Source organism: Lewinella sp. LCG006, from assembly GCF_040784935.1.
Taxonomy (GTDB): Bacteria; Bacteroidota; Bacteroidia; order Chitinophagales; family Saprospiraceae; genus Lewinella.
In genome coordinates, this window is sequence record NZ_CP160680.1 from 4,750,943 (window position 1) to 4,777,201 (window position 26,259).

18 protein-coding genes are annotated in these 26,259 nt (G+C 46.4%); 6 read left to right on the forward strand and 12 right to left on the reverse strand.

The window, feature by feature from the left end; translation table 11 throughout:
• The first annotated feature begins 117 nt into the window (after window positions 1-117).
• The gene (locus AB0L18_RS17080) at window positions 118-864 is read left to right on the forward strand and encodes a LytR/AlgR family response regulator transcription factor (RefSeq protein WP_367388520.1); all 747 of its coding nucleotides are present in this window, start codon (window positions 118-120) and stop codon (window positions 862-864) included.
• Between the two features lie 87 nt (window positions 865-951).
• Window positions 952-2,178 carry a M28 family peptidase gene (locus AB0L18_RS17085; RefSeq protein ID WP_367388521.1) on the forward strand — a complete coding sequence of 409 codons (1,227 nt, stop codon included), beginning with the start codon at window positions 952-954 and terminating at the stop codon, window positions 2,176-2,178.
• A gap of 64 nt (window positions 2,179-2,242) precedes the next feature.
• On the opposite strand, the gene AB0L18_RS17090 is transcribed toward AB0L18_RS17085, so the two are convergent.
• From AB0L18_RS17090 to AB0L18_RS17140, 11 genes are all read right to left on the reverse strand, one after another.
• On the reverse strand, window positions 2,243-3,247 hold the full coding sequence (locus AB0L18_RS17090) for an NAD(P)/FAD-dependent oxidoreductase (RefSeq protein WP_367388522.1): 1,005 nt from the start codon (window positions 3,245-3,247) through the stop codon (window positions 2,243-2,245).
• Window positions 3,248-3,427: 180 nt separating this feature from the next.
• Window positions 3,428-10,183: an SdrD B-like domain-containing protein gene (locus AB0L18_RS17095; RefSeq protein ID WP_367388523.1), complete on the reverse strand. Its 6,756-nt coding sequence runs from the start codon at window positions 10,181-10,183 to the stop codon at window positions 3,428-3,430.
• Window positions 10,184-11,162: 979 nt separating this feature from the next.
• Window positions 11,163-12,287 carry a cytochrome-c peroxidase gene (locus AB0L18_RS17100; protein WP_367388524.1) on the reverse strand — a complete coding sequence of 375 codons (1,125 nt, stop codon included), beginning with the start codon at window positions 12,285-12,287 and terminating at the stop codon, window positions 11,163-11,165.
• 7 nt (window positions 12,288-12,294) lie between these two features.
• Window positions 12,295-13,347, reverse strand: a complete 1,053-nt coding sequence (locus tag AB0L18_RS17105) for a cytochrome-c peroxidase (RefSeq protein ID WP_367388525.1) — start codon at window positions 13,345-13,347, stop codon at window positions 12,295-12,297.
• Between the two features lie 372 nt (window positions 13,348-13,719).
• Window positions 13,720-14,481, reverse strand: coding sequence for an MbnP family protein (locus AB0L18_RS17110; protein WP_367388526.1), 762 nt, complete (start codon window positions 14,479-14,481; stop codon window positions 13,720-13,722).
• Window positions 14,482-14,744: 263 nt separating this feature from the next.
• A complete protein-coding gene (locus AB0L18_RS17115; protein ID WP_367388527.1) occupies window positions 14,745-15,599 on the reverse strand; it encodes an MbnP family protein in 855 nt (284 codons plus the stop codon).
• A 9-nt stretch (window positions 15,600-15,608) separates the two neighbouring features.
• Window positions 15,609-16,421, reverse strand: coding sequence for an exonuclease domain-containing protein (locus AB0L18_RS17120; RefSeq protein ID WP_367388528.1), 813 nt, complete (start codon window positions 16,419-16,421; stop codon window positions 15,609-15,611).
• Between the two features lie 53 nt (window positions 16,422-16,474).
• Complete coding sequence (locus AB0L18_RS17125) at window positions 16,475-17,533, reverse strand: FAD:protein FMN transferase (protein ID WP_367388529.1); 1,059 nt, start codon at window positions 17,531-17,533, stop codon at window positions 16,475-16,477.
• A gap of 25 nt (window positions 17,534-17,558) precedes the next feature.
• Window positions 17,559-17,963, reverse strand: coding sequence for a DoxX family protein (locus AB0L18_RS17130; protein WP_367388530.1), 405 nt, complete (start codon window positions 17,961-17,963; stop codon window positions 17,559-17,561).
• 6 nt (window positions 17,964-17,969) lie between these two features.
• Window positions 17,970-19,400: an ArnT family glycosyltransferase gene (locus tag AB0L18_RS17135; protein ID WP_367388531.1), complete on the reverse strand. Its 1,431-nt coding sequence runs from the start codon at window positions 19,398-19,400 to the stop codon at window positions 17,970-17,972.
• Entirely contained in the window at window positions 19,400-20,251 is an 852-nt protein-coding gene (locus tag AB0L18_RS17140; RefSeq protein ID WP_367388532.1) for a TerC family protein, read from the reverse strand. Before AB0L18_RS17140 ends, AB0L18_RS17135 begins: the two co-directional genes overlap by 1 nt.
• A gap of 905 nt (window positions 20,252-21,156) precedes the next feature.
• On the opposite strand from AB0L18_RS17140, the gene AB0L18_RS17145 reads away from it, so the two are divergent.
• On the forward strand, window positions 21,157-21,645 hold the full coding sequence (locus AB0L18_RS17145; protein ID WP_367388533.1) for a DUF6495 family protein: 489 nt from the start codon (window positions 21,157-21,159) through the stop codon (window positions 21,643-21,645).
• 24 nt (window positions 21,646-21,669) lie between these two features.
• Here AB0L18_RS17145 and trmD read toward each other — a convergent pair whose 3' ends face one another.
• Window positions 21,670-22,347 (reverse strand): tRNA (guanosine(37)-N1)-methyltransferase TrmD, encoded by a 678-nt coding sequence (trmD, locus tag AB0L18_RS17150; RefSeq protein WP_367388534.1) that lies wholly within the window; start codon window positions 22,345-22,347, stop codon window positions 21,670-21,672.
• Between the two features lie 169 nt (window positions 22,348-22,516).
• Here trmD and AB0L18_RS17155 point away from each other — a divergent pair, with 169 nt between their 5' ends.
• From AB0L18_RS17155 to AB0L18_RS17165, 3 genes are all read left to right on the forward strand, one after another.
• Window positions 22,517-23,602: an SH3 domain-containing protein gene (locus tag AB0L18_RS17155; protein ID WP_367388535.1), complete on the forward strand. Its 1,086-nt coding sequence runs from the start codon at window positions 22,517-22,519 to the stop codon at window positions 23,600-23,602.
• A 230-nt stretch (window positions 23,603-23,832) separates the two neighbouring features.
• Window positions 23,833-24,399 (forward strand): 30S ribosomal protein S16, encoded by a 567-nt coding sequence (locus AB0L18_RS17160; RefSeq protein ID WP_367388536.1) that lies wholly within the window; start codon window positions 23,833-23,835, stop codon window positions 24,397-24,399.
• A 353-nt stretch (window positions 24,400-24,752) separates the two neighbouring features.
• Entirely contained in the window at window positions 24,753-26,150 is a 1,398-nt protein-coding gene (locus AB0L18_RS17165; RefSeq protein ID WP_367388537.1) for a hypothetical protein, read from the forward strand.
• Window positions 26,151-26,259: the final 109 nt, after the last annotated feature.

The window sequence follows — 26,259 nt, forward strand, 5'->3', positions numbered from 1 at the left end:
AAGGAGAATGGATTGATTAGGATGGTGTACGAAATATCGTTGATTTTGTTGGATTTACTTGCGTAATATTAGCGAATAGCACACTTTTTACACGAGCAAAGTTATTATCTTTCGCTTATGTTGACAGCAATAATCATCGAAGACCAGCCGGCAGCTGAAAAGCAATTGCGGCAATATTTACAAACACATTGCCCGGAGGTAGAGGTTTTGGCTGCTGCCGATACGGTTGTCCAAGGAGCCAAAGTCCTGCGGCAGCTTCAACCTGATCTCCTCTTTTTGGACATCGAACTGCCCGATGGTAGCGGTTTTGACCTGCTTGATATTGTGGGCGATTGGCCTGGGAATGTCATTTTTACGACGGGCCTCAACGACCAGGCTATTCGCGCTTTTCGATATGCCGCCATTGACTATCTTTTGAAACCTATCGATCCTGATTTGCTGAAAGAAGCGATAGCCAAGGCAGAACAACAACTGGGGCGGCAACATCCTCAACGTCAGTTGCTTAAGCTGGCGGGGCAGTCTGGGCCTGCATTACCCCAAAGGTTGGCACTACACGCGCAGGATCGTATTCAGTTGGTAGAAATTAAAGAAATTATCCGGCTGGAAGCCGAAAGTAATTATACCAATTTTCACCTTGCTAATCAAAAGCCTATTCTGGTCGGGAAGACCATGAAGAGCTTTACCGATCTGCTAGAGGAACACGATTTCCTCCGGGTGCATCAATCTCATCTGGTAAATCCACGCTTTATTACCGATTTTATCAAAACGGATGGAGGATACCTGCAATTGAGCGAGGGCACCAAAATTCCAGTGAGTGTAAGGCGTAAAGCACTGGTGATGGATTATATCGCAAAATTGGGATAGCCATCTATTTCTGAAATTATTATTACGCACTGAATTTTCATTCCTTAAGCGAAAGCTTGATCTTTAGGGCCACAAAAAAAGGAAACTATGCTAAAAGCTATTTTTTGGACCATATTGATGGTGGTCACTGTAGGCGTTGGTGCGCAAGTGAATATCCCCTTGCAGCAAGCTCAAGTGGATGTGGTTTACCTGGCTTCTGATTACCTGGAAGGTCGGGAGACAGGCTTGAAAGGGGAGCGCTTGGCGGCTGAGTACATCGCCTGGCGGTTTGCCCAAATAGGGCTAACGCCTAAAGGGGATAATGGTAGTTGGTACCATGAGTTTGAGCTGACCTACAAGTCCAACCCACATGCAGAAACAGGGGAGGAAAGACTTGGTCGAAATGTGGTTGGCTACCTTGACAACGGAGCTGAAAATACCATTGTTATCGGAGCCCATTACGATCACCTCGGCTATGGTGAGTTTGGTTCCTTACACGCTGGAGAGCCTGCTATCCATAATGGTGCAGATGACAATGCCAGCGGTATCGCTGCGCTTCTCTACCTGGCAAGCAAGCTAAAAGACAACAGTGCAGCAGGGAATAACAATTACCTCTTTATGGGCTTTTCTGGTGAAGAGCTGGGATTGGTAGGTTCTAAGAAATGGGTGGCAGCTCCGACCATTGACCTTGGTACAGTCAATTATATGCTTAACATGGACATGGTGGGCCGCTTGAATGACGAGAAAGTCATGGTGGTCAACGGTGTGGGAACGTCACCTGCGTTTACCCCTGCTTTAGAAAAAGTGAAAGTTGGCGGGATCAGTATCAAAACCACTGAATCAGGGGTGGGAGCGTCTGATCACACTTCTTTCTATTTGCAAAACATTCCTGTATTGCACTTTTTTTCCGGTCAGCACAGTGATTATCACAAACCTGCTGATGATCCAGCGACCATCAATTACCCGGGCATCTTGTCTATCAGTGATTACATGCTGGCCTTGATCGAAAAACTGGACAACGAGGGCCGCTTAGAATTTACCGAAACGAAGAACGAAGACAATGGCCGTACTGCTGCCAGCTTCAAAGTAACCTTGGGTGTTATGCCCGATTATGTCTACGGTGGTACCGGAATGCGCATCGATAGCGCAATTGAAGGCCGCCCTGGACAGGTAGCAGGCTTGAAGGGCGGTGATGTTATTCTCCAAATCGGAGAAGTTGCCGTAAAAGACATTTATGACTACATGGATGGCTTGGCTAAGTTCAAGAAGGGCGAATCAACTACCGTTAAGTTCCTCCGTGGCGAGGAAGAAATGGAAGTAGAGGTGACGTTTTGATTTTTTTTTACCATATATGAGCCACAAAGCTTTTATTTCTATGTGGCTCATATGTGGTGAAAAATTAAAACCCATTCACCCCATTAACAGTAGTATACTTAAAACTCAACTTCTGATCGGGGTAGATGTATTTGAATGCCGACTGTACGGCCAGCGTTCCTTCGTGAAAACCACAGAGAATAAGCTTCAATTTGCCAGGGTAGGTGTTGATATCACCAACGGCATAAATTCCCGGAACACCGGTACTATAATCCTCCGTATTGACTACGATAGCATTCTTGTCAATGGTCAGCCCCCAGTCGCCAATTGGACCAATTTTAGGAGACAAACCAAATAAGGGGATGAAGTGATCAGTAGCTTTGATCAATTCACCCTGCTCTTTATGATTGATGACAACATCGGTGAGCTGACCATTTCCGCGTAACCCTATGGCTTGCGCATTGGTAAGCAAAGAAATTTTTCCGGCTTGAGCCAAATCATGAACTTTTTCTACACTGTCCAGTGCGCCGCGAAATTCGGTGCGGCGGTGGATAAGGGTCACTTCCTGAGCAACATCCGCTAGAAAGATGGTCCAATCAAGGGCCGAATCTCCACCTCCTGCTATCACTACCCGTTTGTTGCGGTAGAGTTCTGGATCCCGGATGATGTATTCTACCCCTTTGTCTTCAAACAACTCCAGGTTTTCCATGGGCGGCTTGCGAGGCTCAAAAGAGCCTAGACCACCTGCGATGGTAATGACGGGAGCTTCAATTTGGGTACCTCTACTGGTCGTAACCCGGTACATTTTATCTCCAATTTTTTCAATCTTCTCGGCACGTTCTCCCAGGGTAAAGCCTGGTTTGAAAGGCGCGATCTGTTCCATCAGGTTATCGACCAACTCCCCTGCTAAAATGGAGGGGAAGCCAGGAATATCGTAGATGGGCTTTTTAGGGTAAATTTCTGATAGTTGCCCGCCTACCTGAGGCAAAGCATCTACCAAGTGGCATTTCATTTTCAGCAATCCGGCTTCAAAAACGGTAAATAAACCCACGGGGCCGGCACCTATAATAAGTATGTCTGTCTTAATCATTCCTTCTACTTTGGGGGGCAAAGGTACACAGTACTTGACCTTTCTACGTAATGAGGCCGTAAAATTAGTTGTTGGAAGTTGTTCTAATAGTGACAATTATTACTCTTTCATAATGAAAAAAGCCGCCCCCGTGAATTTACAGGGGCGGCTTCGGTACTTCTTTTCTAAGAAGTGGTGGTATTATTTCCGCTTAATCACTTTCATGGTGCGGATATCCGTTTCACCAAGACGCAAGCGTACCAGGTAGGCACCTGCAGGGTAGTTGCGGAAATCAAGCTGCAATTGCTGCTGACCATTCGTAACTTCCACACTGGCCATTTTCTTGCCACTTACCGCAAAGATTTCCAAAAGGACATCCTGCGCGTCGAAGGTTTCAAAGATTTCCAGGTTCAGTACATCCTCTACCGGGTTGGGGTAAAGCATGGCAATCTTGGAATCTGTATAAAGCACCACTTCTTCCGTATTGGAATAAACGGTGTTGTTCAATTCATCGGCTACTTCTACACGGTAGTAGTTGAGACCTCGCTTAGGAGCCTGGCTGTAATGCTCGAAATAAGCAACGCCATTCTGTTGGCGAACAGGTTCAGTAACCGTGGCTATACGCTCAAAGTCGACTCCATTGTTAGAGTGTTCTACATGGTACTGCAAACCAGGAGTATTGGTGTTCATTTCCCAGGAGACCATGATGTCGCCTGCGTCAGGGTTCATTACTTCTGTATCAATCACCAATCCTTGGTCACAAACCGTTGGTGAGGTCGTCATCGTAATGGTCTTGTAAGCGTAGGCTGTACAACCATCATAGGTTACAATCAATTCCACTTGGAAAATACCGATGTTACTCCAGGTGACCGTGGCGCTAGTACCATTTACGGTAGAAGGCGTTGCTCCTCCGGTAAAGTTCCAGGTAACTTGTGAACCAGGTTGTACATCTTCCGCTACAAAAGTTGTAGGTTCATTGTAGCATACCAGATTAGGACCATTAATGATCGCTTCGGTTTCGTCACCTACTTCAACAACCAGGATGTTGGATTCCAGGAATGGTCCACAATCCTCGGTACGTGCACAACGCGCGAAGTAGGTCGTGTAGAACAGCGGACCTGCATCGTAGGTAGGAGAATTAGAGTTAGGAATTGGCGTCCAGTACTGAATAGGGGTACCAGGTAAACCATTGGTATACATCCACATATACTCCACAGGGCCATCACCACCGGTAGGTTCTGCCAGGCTGACGAATGGTTCCGGATCATTACCTGGAGCACATAGGTACTGGTTGTAACCAATGGCACCAGGGTAAGTGATATTCACACACTCAGGGCAAAGACCATAGTCGAAGCTGAGGTTCGTTTCGTACGCATCAAGATGGAAAAAGTCCGTCATTAACGTTAACGGATTTACATCACTGTCCACTTCATCATTGTTCCCTTGGTTAGGAGCCGTTGGCTCATAGCCAGGTACTGCGCCAAAGGTGAGCTTATAGTTACCAGGAGGCACCATAAAGCTGTAGTTGCCATTGGCGTCCGTAAAGGTGGTCATGTTTACGTTAGGATCCAGGAATTCGGCGGTACCCGTAATGGTAACTTCAACGCCGGGAATGCCAGGTTCGTTACCTCCTTGGATACCATCACAATTGAGATCAAGCCATACGCGATTACCTACTTCAGCCAGACAGTCTTCTGTAATGGTGAACTGGGTAATGACCGTAGCCTCACACTCTTCTGGATCAAGTGGGATCAATGTAGCTACCAACTCGTAGCTTCCTGCATTCAGAGCGATTGGATCAATCGTCGTACTGATTACACCATTAATGGTGAAGATCATATTCCCTGGAATATTAGGATTTGCACCTAATTCAATCGGAGCATCAGACAAACAAAGGGTTGTTGGTGGCAGCTCATTAATGTTGAGTGTTGGGTACTCGCAAGTATTGGTGATCGATAAGGTGTCAAAGTTATTCGTTGTTACCACAGAATAAGTGATCTCGTCGACCAACCGGAAGGTGAACTCGTAAACACCAGGTTCTACCTCGGTCATCACCTGTGGGTAGGTGATGTGTACTGGATCTACTGGTGGTTCTCCGTTAATAGCTTCGTACATCCCGGTACCATCAATAATGGTCCAGGTTTCATTGGGATAACTGTATACGGTGAAGGTCTCCGTAAACTGACCATTGTCTTCCGTCGTTGAATTGTTCAAACAAGTACAAGGGTCACCAATCACACCATTGGGTGGTACGTAGATACCGCCATCAACAGTAAGGTCTATCTCACCTGGATCAAGGACATAGATGCCCGTCATACCGTTCATACCAGGTACAATGTCACTGTCTAGTGCATCATCTCCCTGGTTAGAGGCAGTATAGTCGAAACCGTCAGGGATAACAAACTGAATAGAATAGCTTCCAGGATCAAGACCGAGGAAGTAGTATTCCCCATCGTCATTGGTAACCGTAGTGGCAATAACCACACCGTTAACATCTTTGAGGTTGACGGTTACACCAGAGATAGCAGGTTCATTATCGTCTTGCTGACCATCGTGATCGATGTCTTCCCACACGTAGTTTCCGATACCTGAAAGTGCTTCCAGGGTAGCAGAACAAGTAGTCTGACAGCCGTTAGTATCCGTTACCGTTACGGTATAAGTACCAGGGGCAAGGTCGGTAATAGTTGCAGTATTAGCACCATTGCTCCAGCTGTAGCTGAAAGGAGCCGTGCCGCTGGTAACGTTTACCATCAGGATACCATTGTTGCCGAGCGTAGAAGGTTGTACTTCTGTTACGGAACATGATGGTGCTGGGAAAGTTGTTACGGCAGCGAAAGCCGTTTGTACACAACCATTGGCATCGGTAACAGTCACGCCGTAGGTGCCAGGGGCAAGATTGGAGACGGTAGCAGTAGTAGCACCATTGCTCCAAATATAGGAATAAGCAGGTGTGCCACCAGAAACATTCGCTACCAGAATTCCCTGGTTGACGTTGCTACAAGTACCACTGTTTTGGGTCACGTTTACCACCAAAGGCGTTGGTTCGGTGATTGTGATCATATTGGTCGCTTGGCAACCCTTGCTATCCGTAACGGTCACGGTGTAGACACCACCAGATAAACCATTGATGGTTTGGCTTACTTGCCCGTTGCTCCAAGCGTAGATGAATGGAGGAGTACCACCACTAGGAGTTACGGTTGCACTACCATCGGCATCGCCACCACAATCAAGGTTCACACCGTTGAGGTTGGCAACCAAAAGGGCAGGCTGTGTAATCACCACACTGGCGGTAGCAAAACACTCGTTGGCATCAATAACGGTCACAGAATAGGTACCTGGAGCCAAGCCTGTAATCATTTGCGTTATACCTCCATTGCTCCAGTTGTAAGCAAAAGGAGCTTGACCGCCATTGGTAACTACATTTGCCGTACCATCATTGGCACCAAAGCAGGTAACCATAGTGCCTGGAGCACCAGCTGTAAAGCCAGCTGTTTGAGTGATTTCAGCACTACGTACGGCCTGACAACCACTGGCGTCGGTGACGGTCACGGTATAAACACCTGCTGTCAGGTTGGTGATGGTAGGACCACTCTGGCCATTGCTCCAACTAAAGGTATAAGGAGCAGTGCCGTTGGTGGCGCTTGCGGTAATAGCTCCAACTGGAGCCGTAGTACATTCCAGGTTGGTTACGTTGAAGTCTATATTGATAGCAGGTAGTTCGTTTACGACAATAGCTGACACGACGGCTGAACAACCGTTGGCGTCCGTTACCGTAACGCTGTAAGTGCCCGCCGCTAAATTGACTGCGGCTTGGGTCGTCTGACCATCGCTCCACAGGTAGGTATACATGCCCGTGCCACCGGTTACGATCGCAGTAGCGGTACCCGTAGCCGTACCACCACAAGTGATGGTAGGAGCAGTAACATTAACATTCAATGCTGGAGGATCACTAAGGGTGACACTGGCCGTTGTAGTACAGAGGTTGGCATCCGTTACGGTTACGGTATATGTTCCTGCTCCCAAACCATTGATGGTATTGGAAATGGCGCCATTGCTCCAGCTGTATTGGTAAGGTCCAGTACCGCCATTAGGTGTAACAGTGGCAGAACCGTTGGTGTCGCCAGGACAAGCAGGGTTGTTGCCGTTGGCTACTGCGGTAAGCAATTGAGGTTGGCCTACGGTAACATTGGTTTCTACGACACAGCCATTGGCTTCCGTCACGGTCACGCTGTAGGTGCCAGCGGTTAAGCCAGTGATTTCGTTCGTCATTTGTCCGTTGCTCCACAAATAAGAGTAGGGCATGGTGCCACCAGAGGCGATTGCCAAAACACTGCCGTTGTTATCTCCGAAGCAGAGTGCATCGCGTGGAATCAAGTTGACGGCAAAGTCGCTAATCACGTTGATCGTGATGCTTTCCGTACCTGTACAGCCATTGGCGTCGGTGACGGTTACAGAATAAGTGCCACTAACCAGGTTGGAGACACTTTCAGTTGTCGCGCCAGTACTCCAATTGTAGACAAATGGACCAACTCCACCAATAACGATGGTGCCTGCGAAACCAGAATCTTCCGTGCCACACACAATGGTCTCACCAGTGATGACAACATCAATTTCTTGAGCCTGTGAAACAGTAAAGCTAGCTACCGCCTCACATTCATTAACATCTGTGGCCGTTACGGTATAGACTCCGGCTGGAAGTCCGGTGATGGTTGCGCCCGTTTGACCATTGCTCCAAGCGTAGCTGTAGCCAGGTGTACCACCACTTGCCGTAGCAGTAAGCGTAGCATCGGCAGCACCAAAACAGTTCACTGGGTTAGTCGCCTGAATACTTACTTGTAAAGCCGGAGGAGCTGTAACGGTGAAGGAATTTTGTGCTGTACACCCGTTGGCGTCAGTGATAACTACCGTATATACACCCACCGCAAGACCATTGATGGTCTGTGTGTTGGCACCATTGCTCCAGGCAAAAGAATAAGGTGCATTGCCCCCACTTGGGAAGGCCGTAGCTGATCCAGTATTCTCACCTGCACAAAGTAGGCCTGATCCGTTGGTGGTTACAATAAGATCATCAATAATATTGATGAAAATAGATTGGGTAGCAGAACATCCATTGTCATCCGTTACGGTGACGGTATAAGTACCTTCAACCAGTCCGCTGATGCCGGCAGAAGTTGCGCCAGTATTCCAGAGGAAAGAAAAAGGAGGGGTACCACTAGTAGGAGTTGCAGATGCTGAGCCAGTGTTACCTACTCCACATACGGTGTTGGTTCCTGTCAAAGTAAAGGTAACACCTGGTGATTGTTGGATGGTAATTGACGCAATATCATTACAACCGTTGGCATCGGTGACGATGACAGAATAGTTGCCAGCACTTAGACCACTAATCGTTTGTCCACTGGCGCCGTTGCTCCAGTTAAAGGTGAATGGTGCTGTTCCTCCAGTTACCACAGCAGTAGCTGTGCCAGCGGTACTGCCTGGACATAAAATAGGCGTGCCTGTGATACTCACAAATACATCAGGAGGAGCTACCAAGGTAGTACTTGCAGAGGTCAGACAGCCGTTGCCATTGGTTACGGTTACGGAATAAGTGCCTGGTGCCAGGTTGTTGATCGTTTGGGTTGTTGCTCCTGTATTCCAGCTAAAGCTGAAAGGACCAACTCCCTGGGTAATGATCGCTGTCGCAGAACCGTTGCTGGCACCACAGGTGCTGGGGTTGCTTCCTGCAGCAACTACGGTAAAGGCTGGTGCTGCGGGTACATTCACAATGGTAGTCGCTACACAGCCAGCGGCATCCGTGACGGTGATACCGTAATTGCCGGGTGCTGCATTGGTAACGACTTGTTGGGTAACACCATTACTCCATTGATAGGAGTAAGGCATTACACCTCCCTGAGGGTTGGCAGTAGCAAAACCATTATTTGCACCGGGGCAGGTTTCTGGAGTGCCCAGGCCTCCCAAAGTGAGGTTCGAATTATTGGCTAAAGTAATACTTGCAGTTTGTACACAACCATTGTTGTCTACAACGGTGAGTACATAGGTGCCAGCACTTAAGTTGAAAATATTGGGTGTGTTGGCACCCGTATTCCAAGAAAGGCTATATGGTGGTGTGCCACCAGAAATAGTGGAGAAAACACTACCATTGGTATCCCCTATACAGTTGGGATTATTACCATTCAGATTGATTACGATAGGAGGAGGCTGGCTTACAAAACCAGTTGCGCTATCCGTACAGCCATTGGCATCGGTAAGCGTAACGGTGTAAGTTCCAGCGGTTAAGCCAAAGATGGTTTGCCCACTAGCACCATTGCTCCAAGCGTAGGTGTAAGGAGGTTGCCCACTGGAGGGAAAAGCGGTAAGGCTTCCATTACTACCACCCGGGCAAGTCACACTTCCAGTGTTGACACTTACGGATGGGGGATTGACATTAACGGTAATACAAGTGACGGGGCCACATAAGTGGCTATCAACAATGGTTACACAATATTGGCCACTGGTAACGTTGGTGATGGTTTGGGTCATGGCTCCGTTACTCCAGTTGTAAGAGTAGGGCGGAACCCCACCCATGGGGTTTGCGGTAATTGTAAATGGGTCACTACATACATCGTCTGCCGTAAGGGTAGCGGTGACTTGAGTAGGTTGATTTACAACGACACTACTGGTGGTGGTTTGGGCAGCCGCATCAGTGACGGTTACAAAATAAGTACCTGCTGCGAGGCCGGTAATTGTTGCGCCAGTTTGTCCATTACTCCATTGGTAAGCATAAGCGGGTACTCCACCGCTGGCAGTTGCAGTAACGCTGCCGTTAGGCAGCCCAAAGCAATAGGCGTCGGTGACGGAAAAAGATACTTGCAGTTGTGCGTGCAGGGATATACTCCCCCCCAGGCAAAGCGCTAGTAGAAGCATCCAAGTAGGCAGTAAGCTTGAAAAAGCTTGTTTCCAGGGTAGCTGTTTTGTCATGGTAGATTAATAATTTATTTTTTAAATACTTCAACCTTCTGATGCGTAACACCAGGGATAGGGGCAGTTGTTTGCAACTGCTTGTTAAAAAATTAAGCACAAAAACTCCAGTAAAGCCGGAGGCAAGTAGGTAAGGGAAAAACAACGGTGGGGAAGATGATGCAACTTACGTTGCTTCATGTAACCACAAATTAACGAAAAATTTGACGACTATTCAACGTATTTGTCACAATAAAAAAAAATATCATATGGATAAAAAAAAAGAGCCGTGCTGTCAAAGACAACACGACCTGCTAATAACAAATTATAATCCCATGATTCTTGTGGCTAGAAAGCCATATATTTTAGTACACGAAATAGTTTTGTGACAGCTTTACTTCTGAAAGTAAAGGGCTTTTTTTCGTAGATAGTGAAGTGTGTGGAATAGTCGCTGTAAGCAGATATTAAACTGCTGAAAGGTCGAAATTATTGTGACCTTTATTAAAGAAACAAAAGCAAGAGGAGAAAAGTTTCGCGGGAAAAAGTGAGTCGCATCACTCTCCCCAGGTGATACGACTCAAATACTTATAATCCCATGAACATTTGCGAATATATAACAGTCGAAACTGTTTTTATTTTTGGTATTCTCTTAGTGTGTGTCAGATTCGGAATTTGGTGTAGTAAGTCAGATTTAATCCCTTTCATCTGACTTACTACTCACAAATTAATATCCCAAATACTTTTCCAAGTTTGAAAGTTGATTCGTTCATCAACGTTTCCTTTGTTTGACATTACAATAATGAGGATAAATAATGCCTAGAACAAAGACAAAAAAGGTTATTTGTGATTTATTTGTAAGGTGTTTTTTTTATTAAAAAATTGATAATCAGTTAGTTGTCGGTGTATTTTGTGAATTTTTTATATTTGATCTCTATTCTTTTTTAAAGAAAAAAAAGTCGTTTTTTTTGAAAAAAGAGTAAGATCAAGTACTTAATAGGAATCAGAATGGATTTTGGAAGCGAGGATTGTTCACAAAAGAGGTATCGGTAAGGGTGTGTAAAAATGCGATTAATGCTTCTTTTTCTTCTTGGGTTAAGTCAAAAGGTCGGATGTTGGGATCTTCGTTTTCAACGCCATGTCCTCCCTGAGCATAATTATCTAAAACTTGTTCAAGGGTTTCAAAACGACCATCGTGCATATAGGGAGCTGTAAGTGCAATATTTCTTAAGGATGGTGTTCGGAAAGTCCCATTGTCAAAAAAGACGCCATTAATAGCACCTCTTCCTAGGTCTGAAAAATCTGCCAGAGAAGCCACATTGTCCAAGCCGTTGTTATGGAACTTATTATCGGTAAAGTTTGGCCCACTGTGGCAATGGGTACACCCGGGGTGCTCAAGGGTAATAGCTGTTTCGACCTCGAAAAGCTCCAGGCCTAGTTGTTCCTGCTCTGTAAATTCCTGCGAAAGGTCATTGAACCATATTACTTTGTCGTATTTGCTATTGCCACTGATCAGTGTACGCTCAAATTGAGCAATGGCCTTTACCGCTAGGTCTCTAGTAATTTCGGAGGTGCGATCAATGCCAAAAGCTGCCCGAAACAAGGCTGGATAATCATTGTGACGGCGTAATTTTGTTTCAACATTTTCCCAACTGTCATTTAACTCATCATGAGCTTCGATGGGGAGAAAAGCCTGATCTTCCAGGCTATTAGCTCTACCGTCCCAAAAGAAGTCTTTCTCCATAAATACCATATTGACCAATGACATAGCACTACGTTGGGTAGGAATACCCAAAATACCGACACTTTTATCCAACCCATCCGTAAAACTTTGTTCTGGAAAATGGCAGCTAAAACAGCTCATGGTACTATCCGCAGAAAGGATGGGATCAAAAAACAACATTCTTCCGAGCAGGATACCTTGCTCCGTCATTGGGTTGTCAGCCGGAAGGTTGGGTTGTCCTAGAAAGGATGGAAATTCCAGGGTATAGGGAGTAGGAACGTTAGGCCCAGTAATGAGTTCGTCGGGGCAGTTGTCACAACTTGGCATTTCATCATCATCACAAGCTAAAAAAGTAAAGCAAGCAAGGCAGGCAGCTAGAAATAGAAGTTTAGTGTAAGTCTTCATTTTGGGCTTAATTTTTAATCGGATAATACGATTGATTGCTTAATGCGGCGGAGTCGGTTAAAGTTTGTAAAAATGCAATTAAATCTTGCTGATCTTTCTCACTAAGGTGCAATGGTCTGACATTAGGATCAACATTTTCAGCATAATGCCCTCCTGAGTTGTAGTGTTGAACCACTTCTTCGATAGTTTTAAAACGACCATCGTGCATATAAGGAGCGGTGAGGAGAATATTCCTCAAAGTTGGTACCCGGAATTTGCCATTGTCATATTTGTTGCCACTAATTTGCCCGAGTCCCTGGTCTGGGAATTCATCAAGTGAAGAAATTTCATCTAATCCATTGTTGGAGAAGTCAAGATTAGTGAACAGTGGATCGGTATGGCAGTGACTACACTCCGCCATGGGGGTAGCAGGATAGCCAGCGTCGAAAAAGATGGTCCAACCACGCTTTTCTTGCGGTGTAAATTGGGCTTCCCCCCGTTGTACTTGATCGAATTTACTGTTGGCACTCACCAGCGTGCGTTGGAATTGTGCAAGTGCCTTAGCTGTCGATTCCTGATCAATAGATAGACCGGGGAAAGCTTCGTGGAAAAGCCGTGGGTATTCCGGATGCTGACGAAGTCGTGCTTGGATAAGATCCCAATGATTACCCATCTCCAGGCTATCGCCAAGCGGGTGAAGAGCTTGTTCTTCCAGGCTTGGGCTACGTCCGTCCCAGAAAACACCTTTGTAATGAAATCCAATATTGAGCAGGCTGGGAGCCGAGCGCTGGCCCATTCTTCCGGCAATACCTCTACTTACCGCTCCACCATCGGTGAAAGCCAACGCAGGCTGGTGGCAGCTGGAACAACTAATAGTACTGTCCAGCGATAGCACAGGATCGAAAAAAAGCGCCCTGCCTAAAGCTACTCCTTCGTAAGTGAGTGGGTTGTCTTCCGGGATTTGCATTTTCACGAAACCCTCAGGTTCAGGTATGGGGTAAGGAGGGGTAGGGGTTTTATCACAAGAGGTAAAAAGGCTGATCACTAAGAAGGCTAACAGGAACACGCTATTTGAAATCATCAACGGAAATAAGCGGTTGTTAAGAAGGGAGCGATTCTTGATGTTTAAACTCCCAAGCCGATAATGTGGGGTATGTTGGTGTGCACTTGGTTCAGGGGAGGTAGGAGAGGAGAGGGTACAGGACCCGCTTGTGGGAGGGTCCCACCCAGCTGACCGGACCGCCAAAACTGCTCCTTCTGCATCCTTGGCAAAAGGGCAGGCGTCATCATCTGCTCTGTTAACCAGAGCAGCCAAACAATACGCTAAAAAAACACCGCTGAATGCTCCTCTGACAAGAGGAGGTAATTGCCTATGAGGGTGCTGGTAGTTTGTCAGGCTACCAGCGGAGCGCAAACTTAATACTTTTTTGTTTTTATTCAAAATAAAATAAAATTAATTATTTATTTCGAAGGCGTTACTCAAGTTTTCCCACAGCCAACCATAGATGGCAACATTATTGGTGTGGTCTTGCGTGTTTTCTTGGATGTTGATATCCAGGTAGTTACCATCACGTGACAAAATATCGTATAAGTCTACGGTGAAGGTCATACTAGCAGGGTTGTCTTTTTGGATGATCAAGGGCTTGTTCATCGTCAATGTAGTGAACAATTCATCTTTGCCGATGTGATAGGTGAGTGGATCGGAAAACTGACCGTCACCATCAAGGTCGGCACGAGCTTCCACTTTAGCAAACACATAGCCTCGGGCCCACGACCAAAAATTCTGGCTCAATGGATGACCAGCGGCATAATCACCCGGTTGGGTGGCGTTCAATTCTCCGGTAAGTCCCAGCCCGATTTTTATGCCTGTATATACACCTGGTTCCAGATCGGTGAAGCTGAGTTTTACGCCTTGTTCAGCAGTAGCCACGTCATAGAAATCTTCGTAGTTGATGAGTTCAACTTCTGATACCAGTTGGCCTTCTGTACTGCCCTCTTTGATCAAGGTAATGTCGGATACGTAATAGTTGAAAAGCTGGAACTTCAGAGGACTACCATCCGGATAATTATACACCTGATCGAACATCACCAGTGGTGCATCTTGATAAGTAGCTTTAAAAGTTAAGTCTAGGTTTCCGCGACCTTCCTCGCTGTCCGGGTCGCAGGCAGAAAAAATGAAAGTGGCAGAAAGTAGCAATAAGAATAATGGACGCATGGTAGTGGTTTTGAGGGAATGATACAACTAGAGTTGTTCTGCTGGGGGCTGTTTTAGCGAAAGCGCTAAAATTTTATTCTGAACGAGGCAGATTTTGCAGCCGAATGCGGGCAATTCGGCGAAAAATCTAACGAAGTTCAGGATGAAATTTTTCGCTTGCAGCAAAACTTGTCCCAGCAGAACAACTCTATGATAGAGAAATGACGTCTTTGCTGTCTTTCTCCATGATATATAACAAATAGAGCCCACCAAAGTTAAGCTGGTTATTGTGCCAAAACCTGTGTTAACTGAAAGGATTGTGTAAGGTTATCGACAAATTGATTCTTTAAGGCAGTAGTATCTGTTTGCCGAACATCGATGCCTGAAAACCAGCGGGAGATATCGTTTTCAATAACCAACACCGGATTAAAGCCTTCAATAAAAGTGGTGGGTACAGGTAGATCTAGCTGAAGCTCCCTGATGAAATCGCTGCCATAAATATTGATGATCCTCGGAACGGTGTCGATCGCCGTAGTGTCCTGAAAATACTCAATCTTGGCAAAGATGTAGCCGGTGGCAGCACCAAGGTTCATCTGTCCGGTTTTAGGTGCTAGAGGGTGGCTGTTGGAAACGGAGGTCGTAACCGCTTTGTTGACCGGGTCCTTGATGCCAAAGGTGGCTTTCAAGCTGGCAAGTTCTCCACTGGGTGCTAAAGTTTTGAGCGTAACACTGCGCGTCGCGCGATCAATATCAGCAAATAAATAATCATCCCTTACCGTAATCATACTGGTATCGGTTCCGTTGGCAATGCTTAGATCAAGGGAGTCTGTAATGGTAAGTGTTTCGCCATTACTCAGTTGGAGCTCCAAATCAGACCAGTAAAAACGAATGCGTTGAATACGGAAAGGGTGATTATTGGCATCTATATAAAAGGTGTCCAGTCGTAAGGAAACCATCTCGTCGGGATAAGTCCAGGTATTGTCGAAACGAATGCTTAATTTGGGGAAAGTGCAACAATCGGGGCAAGCTTCATCGGCATCCAGGTCAAAATTCGTTGCACGCGTGTCCAGACAGCCAGGGGTCGGTTCATAGCAGCCGGAAATACAAAGCACCACCAAAAGAAAGAGAACGATCCGCATGAGCAAGGCTTATTTTTGCTGCGTTTCCCGCATGATTTTTTTGACAATTTGCTTTACCTGACTGGAAAACTCTTTGTTGACGATCCAGTTGTAGTAGTTTTTATCCTTTCTTAAGACGTCGGCTACTGCCTGGCCGTTGTATTTGCCAAAAGCAAAAACAATATTTCCGTGCTGGTCATATTTCATCTTTTGGGTAGCATCTACAAAGCGGGTGTCATTAGTAAAGTCGTGGAGTAACTTAATGTCTGGCTGGATGGCATTGGGCGTAACTTGGCCGTCTCCGTCTACGTAGTCTTTACCTTTATACATGTCTAGTTGACCCATAAAGACATCAATGGTTGCCTTCACATCAGCCATGGCGTCATGAGCGTTTTCAATTTCTTTTTGGCAATAAAAACGCAAGGCAGCAGAGAGTGTCCGCGGCTCCATTTTATAGAAAATTCGCTGCACATCAATCAAGCGCCGATTATCGATGTTGAACTCCAAACCAGCACGGTCAAACTCCTCCATGAGCATTGGAACATCAAAACGGTTGGAGTTGTAACCCGCTAAATCTGCATCACCAATGAAATCAAAAATTTCCTGTGCGATCTGAGCAAAGAGTGGTTTGCGCGCCACATCCTTGGGTGTGATACCATGAATGCTCATGGCCTCTTCTGAAATGGGAATTCCAGGGTTGACCAAATAGGTTTTCTCCTCAGGAGATTTTCCTTTGGCGGAATATTTGATGAGTGCTATCTGTATAATCCGGTCGCGGATAACGTGTAGACCAGTAGACTCAATGTCAAAAAAAACAAGGTCTTTGCTAAGTTGTAAATCCATGTAAGGGCTCGATTTCGGGCAAAGGTAGACAAACAATCGCGAAAGCAAGCATCTTAGTCAGCCAGTAGTACCGCAAAACCTTTGGTAGCTTTACTGCGCAACTGTCCTTCGTCGTCGCTGTAGATGAAATAGCCTTCCAGGCCCGCTTGCGCTTCTATCAAAGCATAGGCTTTATCCAGCCCCAGTACCATACAGGCCGTAGCAAATCCGTCAGCAGTTGCGCAATCGTCAGCCAAAATAGAGGCACTCAATAGGTTGCTCCTTTCCGGATAACCGGTGAAGGGATTGATGGTGTGACTGAATTTTTGTCCCTTTACCTCGTAATAATTTCGATAATTACCTGAAGTCGCCACCGCTTTATCGACTAATGGGATAGCCACCTGTAGGTCATTAGGGGAGGCGTCTTCCTTTGGTACGGCAATGCCCACCCGCCAGGGTTGATCACTCGCGCCTTTGTTGCCCGCAGCTACTACTTCGCCACCAATATCCACAAAATAATTACGGATGCCGCGTTGACGCAGATAAGCAGCAACTAAGTCCACACCATAACCTTTGGCGATGGCCGAAAAATCTAGTTGGGTGCCCGCAAAGGCTTTATCCAATTGAATAGCAGAAGGGGAGTGGATGACAGAGTCGTAGTCAATCTTATCCAGCCCCACAAAGGTCATTAAGGAGTCAACAGTGGCACTGTCCACCGCCGTTACCGGATGTTTGGGAGTATATCCAAAGCCCCAATAATTGACCAGGGGCATGATCGTAGGATTGAAATTGCCTCCGGTAATTTGCGCAATCTTTAGCGACAACTTCAGATTGGCTAGGAAATGAGGTGCTGCTTGCAAGGTCTCCGCTTCAATCGCGGGCAAATCACCGTGGTTGAAACGAGAAATGAGTGCTTCAGGAATGTAGGTGGAGACCTCCAGGTTGAGCGCCACCAGTAGAGAGTCCACACTCGTTTTTAAGTTAGTAATCTCTTCGCCGAGGTAGCTCACCTTATAATAGGTGCCCATGGTTTCACCTTGGATATGTTGCACCTTCGTCTCCGATAGGTTTTTATGTCGGCAGCCCGCTAGCAGCAGCAGGCTCAAAAAAAGCGTGTAAAAATTAGTTTTCATAAGGAGGGGGGAGTGTGTGGGGGTATTAAATCATCCGACGGCGATCCCACCAGCCATCCAGCGAATAGCGGCCAGGACCCATGAGTAGGATGACCAAGTATACGGTGCCAAACAGCAGTGCTGATTCCCTGTCACGAATGGAATCACCTGCGTGAACGATAAATGCGGCAACCAGCATGGTAATCAAGGCCGGAACCGATGCCCATCGGGTAAACAAGCCTACTACCAATAAGATGGAGCAGACCACTTCTGAAAAAACGGCCAGACCCAGCGATACTTCAGCACCTAAACCTATCGGGTCGCCAAATTTTATCGGACCCTCAGCGAGTAATTTCTCTAATTTACCCCAACCGTGGTTGATTACCATCAGCCCACCAAAAGCGAACCGTAAAAGGAGCAAAGAAATATCAGTAGCTTGTTGATTGGACATACTTTATTAATTTATTGGTTCTAATAACCAGACTTTGTCTGGGAGTGTATCTGTAATCTCATAACGTTCGTAAATCGAATTAGTTAGAAGATTGTGTGGATGATCAGTTCTTAATAAAATGAAACGCGGATGTTGATCCAAAATACGTTTTGCTTCCTTGGTCAGGTCGATTTCCAATGCTTCCACATGATGATCGTAGAACAGTAGCGAGGAATGCACATAAGGGGTAAGCCCTTGCTGACCCAATAAATGATAGACGATATGGTGGTAATTTCCTGTATAGACCAACTCTCCCGGCGCTAGCCGCTCCTTCAAGGCTGCGGCTACCAGACGAGGCCCGTCCAGCTTATTGCGAAAGTAAAAAAACAAGCCCACAGAAATCCCAACGAAAGCAACGACCATGAAAGGCTTGATCCAACGGGCGGCAGCCTTGCGTAGCCATCCCTGCTGCTTGCGCTCAGGGTCAAACCACAGTGCCGCTAAAAGGGCCAGTGGTGGCATCATCTGGATTTGATAGTGCCCAAAGGTTTTACCTGGCAACAGGGTCATCACGGTGACGCAGCCCAGCCAAAGCAAGAGAAAACCCTGCCAGGTGCGATCCTTTGCCAGAGGCTCCCTGAGGGCAAAAATGGCTAGTAAAGTAAACGGAAAAAATCGCCCGAAAAACGCCAGGGCAAACAGCAGGCGGTCAACCCAGCTGGCTTCTACCGGATACTTACTCGTTACATCAAAGGTATAAAACAAGAAGGCTTCGGTCTGCCCAATACTGGCGTAGTACCCGTACGTCAGGGCCAGAGGAAGAAAAAACACCAGCGTGAGAGGCAAGCATTCTTGCAGGATAGTTCGGAAAATACGTTCTTTTCGCCATCCCTGCCAAAGCAAAAATAGCCCAATCGCTAAAGCGTCGGCAGCAATCACGTATTTGATCATAAATCCAGCCCCCAGCAGTAAACCCGCCAGCAAAAAATGATGGATTTTTCGCCCTTCTCCCCAAACCAGCAGCAGCGCACCCAGGGTGAAAGGATTGAAAAACAGTTCCGTATTGGGAGAAATACCGTAAAATTTAAAAATCGAGGTCAGCAAGAGGTAGCTTATCGCTGCGGCCCAGCTTGCTTTTGTGTTACCACTGGCGCTGTTTCCTAATAAGTAAAGAAGATAGGCGGTCAAACCGATCACCAAGGCAGTAAACAGCCGCAAAAAGAAGATAGCACCTCCTCCCAACCAACTCATCAGGGCATAGATCAGAAAAATTCCCACTGGTTTGGTATCATAGCTGTCTACCAGGTAGGTTTGGCCCTCCAGGAGCCCTTTCCCAATCAGGAAATAAGTACTCTCATCATGATTGATCACGCTGGGAAAGAACGTTCCCCAACGCAGTAATACGGCTAAAAACAGCAGTGCTGGTAGTGCCCATTTGGACCAATCAATTTGTCGCATTATCCTTTGGCCTTGCCCTCAAGAATCCCTTCTTTTATGGCCTCTTCTTCCACACCGTGCAGTTGCACCGTATCTACTCCTGTCTTGCGCAAACGCATATTCAGGAATTCTACCAGCAGTGAAAAGGCAATCGCAAAATAGAGATACCCCTTAGGGACAGTTCCTACTTCAGAGCCCGCAATCGAAAGATGTGCCAGGTGTGCTCCTTCAACGATCAACATAAAGCCAATCAGAATCAAAAAGGCGAGCCCCAGCATCTGGATCGTTGGGTTGCGGTTTACGAAATTACCTACTGGGGTGGCAAAAAGCATCATGATTGCTACCGAAACCACCACTGCTGCAATCATAATCGCCAGTGCGCCGTACAGTCCATTGGTCATTCCCACGGCCGTAAGGATCGAATCGAAGCTGAAGACAATATTGATAATGGTAATCTGAACAATAACGTTAGAAAGGTTGGATTTGCCCGATTTAGGACCTGTTTCTTCTTCTTGACCCTCCAGTTTATGGTGGATTTCACTGGTCGATTTGTAGAGTAAAAACACTCCACCGGCGATCAATATCAAGCTCTGTCCCGTAAAGCCCGCCTCAATCAACCCGGTATGGATGCTGAACAAGGAAGCACTCATGGCTACCAGCGCCGAAATACCAAACAAGAGAATAATTCTCATCACCATGGCCAGCACCAGACCAATATTCGTTGCTCTGGGGCGCTCAGCCTCCGGCAGTTTATTGGCGGCAATCGTAATGAAAATGATGTTGTCAATACCAAGTACGATTTCTAGAAACGTCAGCGTAATAAAGCTCATCCACACACTGGCATCTCCCAAATTAGGCATCACAAGTTCCATAGCAAGGTAGTCATTGATGATTAAGCTGCAAGTTTACGACATTCTCCAGAGTTTCTGGAATCAGGCCAATGTTAAATTACACAGGATGTTGTTTTGGGCACCCCCTCCGCACATGCTCCGGGCCGGGTCGTCCGCCACGCGCTGTTCGCTTGGCCCTGCGGGCGCCCCGCGTTGCGGTGCTGGCTCCCACCCCTGGTGCAAGTCGGGCACAGAAATGGTTGGGGTGTCTCTTTTCTTTGATAAAGCGTTATTTTACTGTCATAAATCAAATACTTTTGTGTGCTACGGGAATAAGTGAAGAAGTCTACCAACTAATCAACTAAATAGATGACTGCCTCTTACTATATCAGCATAACGCTTTCAATTGGACTGGTACTGATGCAGTTTTCTTGTGGGAACTATAAGTCGCAATCAGAAAAGGAATTATCAAGGTCTTGTTTCTTACTCGAGTATAATGAATCGAAGGAGAAAAATAGTGATATTATGTCCTTGTAGTCTGGAGACTACAAGGAGCGCTCAGGTTGCGCGTGGCTTTAGCCCGCAACGAATTCTCTCCTTTTTATGATTGCGGACTAAAGCCACGCGCAACCTGGCTGAGGGCAACTTTTGCTCATTGAATTGCACCCCTTATGTTCGTTCTCAGCCTATCCTGATCTCTTGGTCGGAAATATCCCGCTGGTCGCCCTACCAGCAGAGGAGGGAAGCCCTTTACCGCAAGGGCTACCCTCCCTCAATCCTGCGGATCGGTCCCTCCAAAGGATTATATGGCACTTATTATCATGTCGGATTTGTGGTGTCAAATTATATGAGGAGCTTGCGACGATTAATACCCTCTTACTAAGTACCCAGTACCGTGTACCTAGTACCATGAAAACCTTACCTTTGCCCGGCAAAATGAAAATAACATGAAGTTTAGACGCCTCACCAAAGAAGAATTGCAAGGCCTCGAAGGAGAATTCGTTCAGTTTCTGGCCGCCAATACGGTCACAGCTCAAGATTGGGAACAGCTCAAAACAGAGGAAGTCGTAAAAGCGGAAGAACTCTTGAATATGTTCAGTGATATCGTCTTTGAGAAGATTATCAAGCAAGTCGTCTACCTCGAAGTACGCACGCCCAATGACCTGAAGACTTTTCACTGTCTAGAAGACAAGATCGTGCTGAATGGTCTCCATGTTGAAGGTCAGGCCATCCACGATCTTACCAGCGATCTCCCCACTTCGGAGATCATGGAAAGCTTCAAACAAGCCGATGTTCAATTGAAAATCTATACCGCCGAAAAGGCCTATCTTCCCGATCGCGCAGCAGAAATCTTCCGCATGCTCGAAAGCGGTGCCCTCATCGCCCCCCAAGGCCAGTGGTTCCAGACCATCGAGGCGCTTAAGAAGGATGCTTAATTGGGTGATACACATTTCCAACTATCAATCCTCCAACAAATCCGGCCTCCGTGCCTGTGTGCGAGCCAGGGCCTGTTCGTAGCGCCACTCCTCAATCTTGGCGGTATTGCCAGAGCGAAGGATGTCGGGAATGTCTTTTCCTCGAAAAGAGGCAGGGCGAGTATATACCGGAGGGGCCAGCAGATCGTCCTGAAACGAATCCGTCAGTGCCGATTGTTCATCGCCCAATACGCCGGGTAGTAATCGCCCGATGGAATCTACCAATACGGCGGCGGCGAGCTCACCACCGCTGAGTACATAATCGCCAATGCTGATCTCTCGGGTTACGTAAAGTTCACGGATACGCTCGTCAATGCCCTTGTAGTGGCCACAGATGAGCAAGAGGTTGCCTTTGAGGGAAAGTTGGTTGGCAATGGATTGACGGTAACGCTCTCCGTCTGGTGTCAGGAAAATGATCTCATCGTAGGTGCGTTCCTTTTGCAGGTCGTCTATGCAGTTGGCCAGTGGCTCGCACATCATTACCATACCAGCCCCGCCCCCAAATTGATAATCGTCAAGTTGTTTGTGTTTGCCCAGGCCGTAGTCTCGCAGGTTGTGTACCTCCACTTCCAGTAATCCTTTTTCCTGTGCCCGCTTCATGATCGAATGCTCAAACGGACTGTGTAATAACTCGGGCATCACAGAAATAATATCAATACGCATAGACGGCTGATTTTTCGCAAAGCTGACCATTTTTTCTTGCTCAGGCAATTTTTGTGAACCAATTTCTCATCGGGATACAAATGCTCAACCATTGCCTACACTTACTCATCTTTGGTAGTTTGGCGGTAGATGCGCCGCTATTTTTGGTCTATCAACAAAACCAAAGAACATGCGCACCGCACTATTGACCATCATTATCATCAGTGCCCATTTTTTGTTTGGGCAATATGACGAAGCCTTTTCCACCGTGACTGCTCCTTCGGGGCTCACCTTGCGCGAAGGGCCAGGACTTGACTACGATCGGTTGACCACCATCCCATTTAATACCCAGGTAAACCTCATGGAAGACCAAATCAATTACCAGCAAGTAGACACCATTGGTGATATCAGTGGCTATTGGGTACCTGTTCGTTACCAAAAAAAGGAGGGTTATCTTTTTTCTCCCTACCTCAAAAGAGGCTATTTGTTTACCCCAGCTAATGATGGAGTGAACAAAGATTACCGTATCGTTATTCCGGGTATGCGAGTCAGTGCCCTCAACTACGCCCCTGATCTCTACTGGTACGCCCTGATCGCTAAAGCAGGGGAGGAGTACGGTGATTTCCTTTTACAAAAGGTGGATCCCATTGTAGATTTTGCCCCCATGACCATGGAAGAGCATTACAATTGGGCGTATGAAGAAGGCTTGGTAAGTATGGACTTGGAGGTGTCGGACGATTATGTTTTCCTCTTCATCGGTACCCAAAAGCCTATCGAAGAGGTAGAAAAAATGGTACAAAAAACCTACTACAATGAGGCCGCTGGTTACCCTGATTGGGGGCAATCAATCTATCCCTACCAACAACTTCCCATTTTTGAAGACAAAGATGGGGGCAGATTTGTCCTTTCTGGGCACATTGCCCCTACCAAGAGCACTTATCAAAGTGGTGATGAAATCGACTATTCTCTTGGAATAAGTTACTGCCGATATCCGGGAGATTACCAGCAGGTGCCTCATCAAGTCCTTACACCAGAACTCAGTACCTCTACCGTTGAAGAGGCATTGCCTTCTTATTTCTATCATCATCCCCGCATTTTCTGGCAAGGTGATCTCAATGGTGACCAAATGCCAGATTTGATCTTCTATCAACCCAATACCAGCGAGTGCTGTGGTGGTTCTGAAAGCTTTTACCTTCTCATGTCTGAGCAAATAAATGGAAACTGGGAGTGGCACCGCGCCGCAGAAGATACTTTGGAGAGTTGGGGTGGGTGTTAGTTAGTATACGCTTTGAGCATTACCTACTACGTTTACGAGTTATCGGTAGTTTATCTAAGAATGTAACGAGCACGCTGACGAGTACCAATAAATTTGGGCAAAAGTTAGTAGATTAATCAAATAAACGTATCTTTGCGGCTCCGCCTGGAAATAGGTGGAAAAATTTGGCAATCCCGTAGCTTGCTGGACAAGGTAAACGGGGATCATTCAACAAAACAGGACATTTAAATATGCCAGTTAAAATTCGCTTACAGCGTAAGGGTCGTAAAAAGCGCCCTTTCTACCACATCGTAGTTGCCGACGCACGTTCACCACGTGATGGCCGTTTTATCTCTAAGTTGGGTACTTACAACCCTATGACTAAGCCTGCTACCATTGATATCAATCGTGATGAGGCTTATGAGTGGTTGATGAAAGGTGCACAACCTACCGATACCGTTCGCGCTATCCTTCGTTTCAAAGGTGTATTGTACCGCAAGCACTTGATGCGTGGTGTACTTAAGGGTGCACTTACCCAAGAAGAAGCTGATACAAAATGGCAAGCTTGGATTGATGCAAAAGAAGACAAAGTGGCTGCTCGCCGCGATGCTGCACTTGCTGAGATCGAAAACTTCCACGCTAAATTGCTAGGAGAAGCACCAGTAATTGTTGAAGCGGCTCCTGTAGTTGAAGAAGCTCCTGTTGCGGAAGAAACTGCTCCTGAAGCAGAGGCTCCTGCTGAAGAAGCACCAGTAGCAGAAGCTGCTGCGGAAGAGGCTCCAGCTGCGGAAGAAGAAGAAAAGCAAGACGAGGCTTAATCCTTGTTTCGAATAAAGTTTACGGAGGGCTTATCTGCAAATCGCAGGTAAGCCCTTTTTAGTGACGGATCCAAAATAACTTATTCCACTTTTGATTCGCTAAAATTTTCTAAGCAAGCAACTAAAAGGAGCTTGCGTGAAAATATTCGCGAATCGTTGAAAAAAATGGAATAAGTTATTTCCGTCAAATTACTAAGTTAGAATTTAACGTCCGAAATTATTTTTTGCAAAATACACAATGTATATTTGCAACGGCTTCCTAAAAGCCATACTTTATTCCAAAATTATTGCAGTGAACCTGGTAGTGCCGAATGTCGCACTACCAGGTTCGCTTTTATAAAAAATAGCTTAGGATGTATGAGTTAATGCCAGAATATCTGGAAAGATTAGAAACCATCGCCGGAGAAATCCAGGCGAGTGAAGTCCTGCAACAGTACCTCGAAGAGGAAGAGGAAGAGTACTTCAATACCCTCAAAGAAACCTTTGAGCCCAATATCAATTTGGTCTACCAGGATGTAGCCACCCATCATCCGCTACAGTTGATCCATCTTGAGCGTATTCTGCTGGATCCTGCTTTCGAAGGATTGTTTTTACCGCGTATTCTTGGGTTCAGTGTACTACGAGGGACGGTTGATCACCGCTACAAGTATACACGGCCTCAACATCACTTTCAGGACATTCTCCTGGCTATTTGTAATTCGGCCAATTTTGATATTCTCAAGAAACGGATTGGACAGACCATTCAGATTGGTTTTGCACTAAGCAGTGATATTTGGGTCACCAACCTGATCAATGCCATTGATAACCGTCGGGTTCGTCACTATTTGCAAGGTTTGAAATCAGATCGGCTGCGTGTAGTTGAGGAGCGCCAACGTGATTACGCCCGCTACAATCGTCAGTTCCTGAGCGAAAATTACCTGTCGGTGGTATTCCCAGACACTCCAGCGGAACTGACCATCGAGTATGCTGGTCTAGAGCGTTTCCTCCTTTACCGTATCAACACCCAAGAGGATAATACCTCACTGATTGCTCCCCTGGATGAATTTGTGAGCAGTGAAGCCCTCATTGGTACACCTGAGCATATGAAGGTGGTAACCCTTTATGGTGCATTTTTTACTTTACCGGATGATAGCGAGGTCGTGGTCAGCGAAGCGATTGAGAAAATGCGCGCTTCCTTGCCTGATGCGGATGAAGCGCAATTGGAATTTTTGCTCTACCTCCATGCCCACGAAGAGGTGAAGCTGACGCCTGAAGCTGATCTCAATCTAGCAGCCCTGTACGATCGTCAGATCGACGATCAGCTCAGTGGTTATTTCAACATCATTGAGAAAATCCACACGGAAGGCTACACCAATGAGTCGACCCAAGAAGCTATCCGGGAGGCTTATTTGAATCACGAAGGGCTTTCTTCGTTTAATGAAGGTATTCGCCGGACCATTTACAGCTACTTTTCCACTTTTGTGAAAAACCTTGAAGTATCGGATTACCCGGAATATTTTGAGATCACCAAGCTGTTTGCCGTTTATATGGGCTTGTTTGGCAACCAGCAGTTCAACCAGGATCTCAAAGAGCTTTCTATGGCTTATATCCGTAAGTTGCTTAAAGTTTACACGGATAAGCGCGGTAAGGACTATCAGGATATCAAGAAGTTTGTTTCTGCTACCTTCCTTGATTTTGGCTTCCTGACGGACAAAGAAATTGTCAACCTCTTCAAAACACGCCGTAAGCGTAAGAAGAAAGAGGACGAATAGTGAGGTATTCAAAAAAAGCCGCAAGCATTGCTTGCGGCTTTTTTGATGAATAGAAGTTAAGTACTCAAAAGTATTGTGTAAGGCACGGAATTTGTTAAATTGGGCACGA

Coding starts and splice junctions, on each gene's coding strand:
- AB0L18_RS17145 (WP_367388533.1), top strand. CDS start 21,157: ATGAAGTTTAGACGCCTCACCAAAGAAGAATTGCAAGGCCTCGAAGGA.
- AB0L18_RS17090 (WP_367388522.1), bottom strand. CDS start 3,247: ATGATTAAGACAGACATACTTATTATAGGTGCCGGCCCCGTGGGTTTA.
- AB0L18_RS17120 (WP_367388528.1), bottom strand. CDS start 16,421: ATGGATTTACAACTTAGCAAAGACCTTGTTTTTTTTGACATTGAGTCT.
- AB0L18_RS17080 (WP_367388520.1), top strand. CDS start 118: ATGTTGACAGCAATAATCATCGAAGACCAGCCGGCAGCTGAAAAGCAA.
- AB0L18_RS17165 (WP_367388537.1), top strand. CDS start 24,753: ATGTATGAGTTAATGCCAGAATATCTGGAAAGATTAGAAACCATCGCC.
- AB0L18_RS17155 (WP_367388535.1), top strand. CDS start 22,517: ATGCGCACCGCACTATTGACCATCATTATCATCAGTGCCCATTTTTTG.
- trmD (WP_367388534.1), bottom strand. CDS start 22,347: ATGCGTATTGATATTATTTCTGTGATGCCCGAGTTATTACACAGTCCG.
- AB0L18_RS17135 (WP_367388531.1), bottom strand. CDS start 19,400: ATGCGACAAATTGATTGGTCCAAATGGGCACTACCAGCACTGCTGTTT.
- AB0L18_RS17115 (WP_367388527.1), bottom strand. CDS start 15,599: ATGCGGATCGTTCTCTTTCTTTTGGTGGTGCTTTGTATTTCCGGCTGC.
- AB0L18_RS17125 (WP_367388529.1), bottom strand. CDS start 17,533: ATGAAAACTAATTTTTACACGCTTTTTTTGAGCCTGCTGCTGCTAGCG.
- AB0L18_RS17105 (WP_367388525.1), bottom strand. CDS start 13,347: ATGATTTCAAATAGCGTGTTCCTGTTAGCCTTCTTAGTGATCAGCCTT.
- AB0L18_RS17085 (WP_367388521.1), top strand. CDS start 952: ATGCTAAAAGCTATTTTTTGGACCATATTGATGGTGGTCACTGTAGGC.
- AB0L18_RS17100 (WP_367388524.1), bottom strand. CDS start 12,287: ATGAAGACTTACACTAAACTTCTATTTCTAGCTGCCTGCCTTGCTTGC.
- AB0L18_RS17110 (WP_367388526.1), bottom strand. CDS start 14,481: ATGCGTCCATTATTCTTATTGCTACTTTCTGCCACTTTCATTTTTTCT.
- AB0L18_RS17160 (WP_367388536.1), top strand. CDS start 23,833: ATGCCAGTTAAAATTCGCTTACAGCGTAAGGGTCGTAAAAAGCGCCCT.
- AB0L18_RS17095 (WP_367388523.1), bottom strand. CDS start 10,183: ATGACAAAACAGCTACCCTGGAAACAAGCTTTTTCAAGCTTACTGCCT.
- AB0L18_RS17130 (WP_367388530.1), bottom strand. CDS start 17,963: ATGTCCAATCAACAAGCTACTGATATTTCTTTGCTCCTTTTACGGTTC.
- AB0L18_RS17140 (WP_367388532.1), bottom strand. CDS start 20,251: ATGGAACTTGTGATGCCTAATTTGGGAGATGCCAGTGTGTGGATGAGC.